Source organism: Methanosphaera sp. (assembly GCF_016282985.1).
GTDB lineage: Archaea > Methanobacteriota > Methanobacteria > Methanobacteriales > Methanobacteriaceae > Methanosphaera.
The window spans coordinates 1-7314 of the sequence record NZ_JAEELZ010000113.1 but is presented as its reverse complement, the minus strand read 5'-3'; the positions used below and the strand labels follow the sequence as shown (position 1 = coordinate 7314).

9 protein-coding genes are annotated in these 7314 nt (G+C 27.7%); 3 read left to right on the top strand and 6 right to left on the bottom strand.

Annotated elements, in window-relative coordinates; all coding sequences use genetic code 11:
* From QZZ11_RS06765 to QZZ11_RS06745, 5 genes are all read right to left on the bottom strand, one after another.
* Positions 1-631: Ig-like domain-containing protein (locus tag QZZ11_RS06765; protein ID WP_292474700.1), on the bottom strand; the 631-nt coding region annotated here is incomplete at its 3' end.
* Between the two features lie 319 nt (positions 632-950).
* Positions 951-1907, bottom strand: coding sequence for a glycosyltransferase family 2 protein (locus QZZ11_RS06760; RefSeq protein ID WP_292474698.1), 957 nt, complete (start codon positions 1905-1907; stop codon positions 951-953).
* Positions 1908-1912: 5 nt separating this feature from the next.
* Positions 1913-3154, bottom strand: a complete 1242-nt coding sequence (locus QZZ11_RS06755) for a glycosyltransferase family 4 protein (protein ID WP_292474696.1) — start codon at positions 3152-3154, stop codon at positions 1913-1915.
* Positions 3155-3197: 43 nt separating this feature from the next.
* Entirely contained in the window at positions 3198-4160 is a 963-nt protein-coding gene (locus QZZ11_RS06750) for a glycosyltransferase family 2 protein (protein WP_292474695.1), read from the bottom strand.
* The gene (locus QZZ11_RS06745; RefSeq protein WP_292474693.1) at positions 4161-4388 is read right to left on the bottom strand and encodes a hypothetical protein; all 228 of its coding nucleotides are present in this window, start codon (positions 4386-4388) and stop codon (positions 4161-4163) included.
* Between the two features lie 66 nt (positions 4389-4454).
* On the opposite strand from QZZ11_RS06745, the gene QZZ11_RS06740 reads away from it, so the two are divergent.
* Complete coding sequence (locus QZZ11_RS06740; RefSeq protein ID WP_292474691.1) at positions 4455-4784, top strand: hypothetical protein; 330 nt, start codon at positions 4455-4457, stop codon at positions 4782-4784.
* Positions 4785-4799: 15 nt separating this feature from the next.
* Positions 4800-5903: a glycosyltransferase gene (locus QZZ11_RS06735; RefSeq protein WP_292474689.1), complete on the top strand. Its 1104-nt coding sequence runs from the start codon at positions 4800-4802 to the stop codon at positions 5901-5903.
* An 11-nt stretch (positions 5904-5914) separates the two neighbouring features.
* Here the strand turns inward: QZZ11_RS06735 and cobI are convergent, their stop codons facing one another.
* The gene (gene cobI, locus QZZ11_RS06730; RefSeq protein ID WP_292474687.1) at positions 5915-6610 is read right to left on the bottom strand and encodes a precorrin-2 C(20)-methyltransferase; all 696 of its coding nucleotides are present in this window, start codon (positions 6608-6610) and stop codon (positions 5915-5917) included.
* A 202-nt stretch (positions 6611-6812) separates the two neighbouring features.
* Between cobI and QZZ11_RS06725 the strand changes: the two genes are divergently transcribed.
* Positions 6813-7314: DEAD/DEAH box helicase family protein (locus QZZ11_RS06725; protein ID WP_292474685.1), on the top strand; the 502-nt coding region annotated here is incomplete at its 3' end.

Genomic DNA, 7314 nt, shown 5'->3' with positions numbered 1-7314 from the left:
CTGCCTTATATGTTAATATTGCCTTTCCATTAGTTACATTTGCATAACCTATTGTTTTACCATTAAGTTTAAATGCAACTTTACCACTTGTTGCATAATTTCCATTATTTTTATTGGAAACTGTTGCTGTAATCTTAACTGTTTCGTTAGAAATAACTGTAACATTACTTACAACAATTTTACTTGCATCTTTTACAACAGTTAAAGTTGAAGTTGATGAACTGCCCAAATATTTGGAATTTTCACCATATTTCACTGTTATAGTATAATTTTTTGGAGTTAAACTTTTTGCATCATATACATAAGTTGCAAGTCCGTTATCTACATTAGAATAACCTACAGTATTACCATTAACTTTAAAAACTACTTTACCTTCATCAATGTTATTTCCTGTTTTAGCATTGGTAATTTTTGCACTCAATTTTACAGTTGAATTATATTTTGTTGTCACTGGATTTACAGATGTTTTAGAAGCCGTTTTGGTATTTGTAGTTGTATTTGTTTTTGTAACATTATCTGTTGTTTTTTTAGTAATTAATTCTGTATTATGTGTTGAAGTACCCTGATTTAATGATAAATCAGAATCTTTTTCTTCGATATCAGTATCATTAGTTGCCGAAACAACTGTCAAACTAATAAATAACACAGTGATTAACACTAATAAATATTTTTTCTTAATGTTAACAACTCCCATAATACATTGTTAATCAATGAATTATAACTAAATTATTGTTTTAAATAATATTTAAAACTTGTTAAAATTTTCATGACAAGGACTATTAATAAATAATTATATGTTGTATATTGAAGAAACTATTTAAGAAATAACTTTTAAAAAATTACTAAAAAAAGAGATTAACTTTTTAACAAAAATTAATAATATTACTTTAAGTATTACCAAATATTCATAAAATAAAAATTTTAAAATGTTTTTAAAAAGAAGTTTAAAGCTATAATTTGTTAATTATCGCTTTAATATAGAGTTTTAGGATTTGATAGTAGTACTTTGGTAAGTTTATATAATAATTGGATTTGTGTTTTTTAATAAACTGTAAATTTGTTTTAATATGATTATATTCAGTTTTAAATGTGGAATTCTTATGTCTTGACATTCCAACCTTATGCCATATTATTGAATCCATTACTGTAACTACTTTATATCCTTTTTCTTTGATTGATATTGCTAAATCAACATCTTCACATCCAAAGAAAAATTCTGTAGATAAATAACTTTCAGGCATTGCTTCTGTTTTTATTAACGCTCCCGCTCCAGATACCCAATCACATTCTATAACATCCTGAGTTAAATCATAATCAGGTTCTTCCATTATACTGTGATGTCCAGGAAAATGATCCAAGTCAACTACACTTCCTATACACCATATTGTTTCATGACTTCCTTCATAATCATAATAATAAAACTTTGGACCCAGTAAACCTATTTTAGAATCATTTTGTGCAACATTGATCATTTTTTCTAAAAAATTGGGATCAACTATAGTATCGTTGTTTAATAGCAATATATAATCAGGATTATCATATTTTATTGTGTAATCTATAGCAATATTATTTCCTTTCGCAAAACCATAATTTTCATTATTTTTAATGAGCAGTAATTTTTTCTCATTTTCATCAGAGGTATTGTCTATTTCAGAATATTCGCCTTCATTTACAATAGTTAACTTGATAGGTTTGTTATCCACATATTTGGTGTACTCAGTTTCTACTCTTATATTTCCTAAAGCATATTCCTTTATTTTTTCAATAGAATCATTTATAGAATTGTTATCGGCAACTATTACATTATAATTAGGATAATTTATCTGATATAATGATTCCAATGCTTCTAATGTGTCTTCATAACCATTCCAATTTAATAATATTATGGAAACCAATGGTTTTGTCATTTTAATCACTCATCTTCTTCTAATATTCTATACATATGTTCCAATAATCTTTCACCAGCTTTTTCAAGAGTCCATGCTGATTCTATGTATTTTATTCCTGTTTGTGACAATTTATTCCATAATTCTTCATCATTTAATAATTTAATTATGGCATTAGCAAAGTCTTTTTCGTTTCTTTGAGTTAATAAACCTGTTTTATTATGTAGTATTGATTCTCTAAGTCCACCTTCTTTAACTCCCACCACAGGAGTACCACAAGCCATTGCTTCTAACGGTACGTAACCGAATGGTTCCAAGTATGGTGCATATACTACTAATTTAGCCTTGTTATATAAATTAATTAGTTCTTCATCAGATATCATTGTCAATATATCCAATTCTACATTTTTTTCCTCAGCCAATGTTCTTAGATATTCAACCCACAGTTCATCACTACTATTTCCTACTATTACTAATTCTGGCCGAATATCTACAGGTATGTTGGAAATTGATCTGATTAAAAAATCATATCCTTTTGGTGGTATGCAAGTTCCTACGGACAATACGTAATTATCCCTTTTGAGATTTAAAGGAGCGAACATCTTATTATCTACACCTATATAAGATACCAGTGCATTTTTTCCATATTGTCTTAATATATTCTCATGTGTAAAATACGAGTTTGTTAGGAGGTTTGTTGAGTATTCTGCAAATTCAATATCTCTTTCATAATCTCTTGTTTCAACATTGTTTACGAATATATTGGCAAACGGACGTATTAACGGATGATTAAATATGCCTGCTTTTGTTTTCTGATTATTGACTTTTTTAAGTATTTGTTCGTTTCTGATTGGTTGAGCACAATAATATATTGACGGTTTTGTCAAATATTTAAAAATTACCGGAGTCATAGTGAACTGATCCTGTTCACAGTAGACTATATCATAGCCTGAATCATTCAAATCCTCAGCAATTTTTTTCTCAGTTTCCATAACATTATTCACGGATACTCTTTTAATAATTGCCGGCACATAACTGAAAATTGAATAAATTTTTTCTCTAAAAAAGCTTGGTTTAACATCATATTTAACTACACTATTTGCAACGGATTCCAATGGTAAATATTCTTCATTTGCAGTTTCCGGAATGAAAACATCAACAATATGTCCTTGTTGAGTCAAATATTGAATATATGTATATAATGATCGTTTTGCCCCACCGGAAGGAAGATTATGAAATACTGCTATTTTTAATTGTTTTTTGTTCAATTTACTTACCTCTTAACTAATAATATTCTATTTCTTGTTTAATCTATATAATTTTTAACAAAGCATCTTTTAGACCTCTTAGAAGAGCAAGAGAATATTCCCTATTTTTAAAGAAATTAGTAGTTGATTCTTTAAGTACATACAATACTATGTAAATCATGAATTTATAATAAGTTAAACCACTTGTATTGCGTTTCATGTATAAAATTCTATTACGTGTATGGTAATATATTCTTGATACTGATTTAATTGAAGCTCCTTCTTTATGATATATATATCCAGTGTCTGAAATTGTTAATTTATAACCTTTTTTCCTTGCACATGTAGACCAATCCACATCTTCCCAATACATAAAATATTCTTCATCCATTACCCCAACATTTCGTAAAACATCACAAGACATAAGAATACATGAACCGGTTAAAAAATCAAATTCTTCCTGTACTCCAAATGTAGTTACTGCACTACATTCCCCATGGACCAAGTCAATATTTCCTCCACCAACTGTTTGTAATTTATTTTTATCATGATAATAATAGTGAGTTGCCCCAACAAATCCTATATCCTCAGATTCATTGAATTTATTAACAAGTCCGGTTAATAAATCCTCAGACACTATTGTATCATTATTTAACAACATCACATATCCCGAAAACACATTATCTTTAATATAATTTAAAGCAACATTATTTCCACCAGCAAATCCTGCATTATTATCATTTAATATAAAAACAAGATTTGTTTCATCTTTTTTTTGAAAACCAAGCAAATCTTCTTTTTCAACTAAAACACTATTATAAAAAGAATCATTATTCAAATAATTTTTTATGTTAGTTATAGATTTGTTCTCAGAATTGTTATCAACAAGATAAACATCAAAATTTGGGTAATCTAAACTTTTTAAGGATTCCAAACAATCAATAGTATCTTCATCACCATTCCAGTTCAATAAAACAATAGAAACATTACTTAAAATAATAAAACCCCATTCATCTATAAAATTCATTTAAATGTCTTCATCAGGAAGGATTTCATCATTTAAATCATCAATATCTATCTCATTATTTTTCTCATCTTCTAATTTATCAATTTCTTTAGACATATCCCCAAGATAGGTATCTACTGTTTTTTTAATGAGAAAACCAGCAACAGCACCACCACAGAAAACTAAAGCATATTTTCCTATTTCTTTTTTTCGATTATAAGTTAATTCAGACCAAATATTTTCTAACATAATCTCATCTCTTAAATACATCTATGTACATAATTATAAATAATTATTATGTAAGGTATGATTTAAATGACATCATATGAAAAATTTCATTTCAGATTTGAAGATCTTAAAGAAAACCACGGAATAAATACTGCTGAAATTATATTACACAACGATGATGAAATGACTATAGAATACAGTGGCAAAAATGGATTTAACACAGAAGGATTTGATTATCCACTTTTTAACAAAAAATCAAAAGATGAAACAACAAGTTGGTTTTTGTACCGGGTTGAAGAGATTATTGACACAGAATTCGATTTGCTTGAAGACCTTAAAATGCCAATACAATTAGATGAAAAACAACTAACTCATAAGATTAAAAATCAGGTTGAAATATTTTGTTACAAAGAATAAGGAGTTACAGAAAAATTGAAAAAATTTAACTGCATATTTCCAGGATTATATAATTACATTCTTACAAAGGATGTAGGAATGATTCCTTACACCTTATCAAAAAAATATGATACAAAAATTACAACATACCCTAATGAAGAATTTGATTATATGACTACACTATTAACCTCTGAAAATTTTTCATTAGACTACCTGGACAATACTGGAAACGAAAAAAGGGATGTTAAAAAATATCTTAAAAAACATGCAAAAAATATTGACATCTTACAATTATATCACCTCAGATACAATTTATTACCTCATTATCTGTTTTATTACAAATTAAATAATAGAAAAGGAAAAATATTTTTAAAACTGGATGCCAATAATGAATTTATTGATTTTTTAATTAAAAGAAATGGTTTACTACCCTCATTAAGACGTCTTTATGTAAGAATACTCTTTAAATTTATCGACTTAATAAGTATTGAGACAAAGAAAAATTACAACACATTACTTGAAAGTAATATAATAACAGAAAAAAAACTTTTATACCTTCCAAATGGTATTCAAGCAAATGATACTAAACTAAATGATAAAAAACACAACATATTATATGTTGGTTATATTGAGAAGAAAAATAAATCAATAGACATGCTGTTAAATGCTGTAACCCATATTGATCTAAAAGATTGGAAATTGATTTTGGTCGGTAATGTTGAAGAGGATATGGAAGAGTTTGTTAAATATTTATTTAAAGAAAATCCTGAACTAAAAGATAAAATAATATTTAAAGGTTATGTTTCTGATAAGGAAAGATTAAGTGAAGAATATGCTAATTCAAGTATTTACTGTTGTACATCCAAAAAGGAAAGCTTTGGAATATCAACCCTTGAAGCAGCTTATCATGGAAATTATATCATATCCACAAATGTTGGTGGTTCACCGGACATAATAGAAAAAACAGGATATGGAACATTAATTAAACATGACATTTATGAACTAGAACAAAAATTACAATACACAATAAATAACTGGGATAACATTAAAGAAAATCCGGAAAATATACAAAAAAAGATTTCTAACGAATTTGATTGGGAAATTCTTTGTGAAAAAATAATAGAAAAATTAGAAGACTAATCTTCTAAACACTATTTTTTGAATTTAATAATACTTGTTGAAAAATATTTCTTATTATCAACAAAGCCATGTACAATATTTTCATCTTCCATTGTACAGTTTTGTACAGAGACTATTTCTTTTTCTCTAGGGTCCTGATTTATACAATCTTCCAATAAATCTAAATGACGTGACGTTTTCATTGCAACTACTGTGTCTACATATGGTAATATTTTTGGTAATCTATCATCAATTTGCGGTACGACTACAAGAATATCATCTTGTTCCGTTAATTGTATTCCTGCAGTAGTACTGCATGCGGTCATAGCTGCTATTCCAGGCACTAATTCTACTTCTACACCTTTTTTCTGTAATCTTTTAGATACATATGAAAAAGTACTAAAAATTGTTGGATCACCTAATGTAACAAATACAACATCCAACCCCTGTGATAATTTTTCAAATAACTGATCTGCTGCTTCATCCCAAGATTTATCAAGTGTTTCTGCATCTTCAGTCATAGGGAATAATGGTTGTAATATTTCAGGTTCTTCTTCTCTTTCATCAATTATTCCTTGAACAATTTTTAATGCTACGCTTGGTCTTCCTTTTTTGGATTGCGGTGCAAATATAATATCTGTCTCTTTAATAATACGTGCTGCTTTAATAGTCACTAATTCTGGGTCACCAGGACCTACTCCTAGCCCATATAACTTACCTATTGCCATTTAACAATTCCTCTCTAAATATGATTTGAATAATAATTAAAAATTATAAAGTAAACTTAAATTTTCCGATATAAATAGTTTATAGTATATTTATGGTTTTTTAAGATATATATAATTTTTAAAAAACTGTTAAAAAGTAAATTAACTTCCTTAAATTAAAATTAAAAAAATAAAAAAATAAGGAGTAACAAAAATTATTATTATGAATTCAATATTTTGTCCAAAGTGTGGAATGATAAAAAACAAATGTGTATGCTCAAAAAATGAAGATGAACATCAATCATTAATAGAAAGACCAACAACTGAAGAAAAAGAAAAATTACAAAGGCAACACCCAGAGATTGATGATGAAATAATAGAAAACTTTCCATTTAAAGAAGCCCGACACAATCAACTAGAACTGATTACAGAAATACTAAATGCATTAGAATCAGATAAAAAATATGTAATACTCGAAGCAGGAACAGGAACCGGAAAATCAGCAATAGCAGCAACATTAGCACAGATACTTCAACCATCATACATATTAACAATGACAAAACAGTTACAAAGACAGTATGCTGATGAATTTGGATATGCGCAGGTTAAAGGAAGAAACAATTTCACATGCAGAGATAGTGGTGGACTAAATTCCTGTGATCAAGGTACCTGTCAGACTATAAGAACAACAGACGGATTTTCATGTCCATTTGGTATCAAAATTG

Bases quoted from the DNA above. Each gene is read 5' to 3' on its own strand.
- cobI (WP_292474687.1), bottom strand. From the start codon at position 6,610: ATGGCAATAGGTAAGTTATATGGGCTAGGAGTAGGTCCTGGTGACCCA.
- QZZ11_RS06745 (WP_292474693.1), bottom strand. From the start codon at position 4,388: ATGTTAGAAAATATTTGGTCTGAATTAACTTATAATCGAAAAAAAGAA.
- QZZ11_RS06740 (WP_292474691.1), top strand. From the start codon at position 4,455: ATGACATCATATGAAAAATTTCATTTCAGATTTGAAGATCTTAAAGAA.
- QZZ11_RS06750 (WP_292474695.1), bottom strand. From the start codon at position 4,160: ATGAATTTTATAGATGAATGGGGTTTTATTATTTTAAGTAATGTTTCT.
- QZZ11_RS06760 (WP_292474698.1), bottom strand. From the start codon at position 1,907: ATGACAAAACCATTGGTTTCCATAATATTATTAAATTGGAATGGTTAT.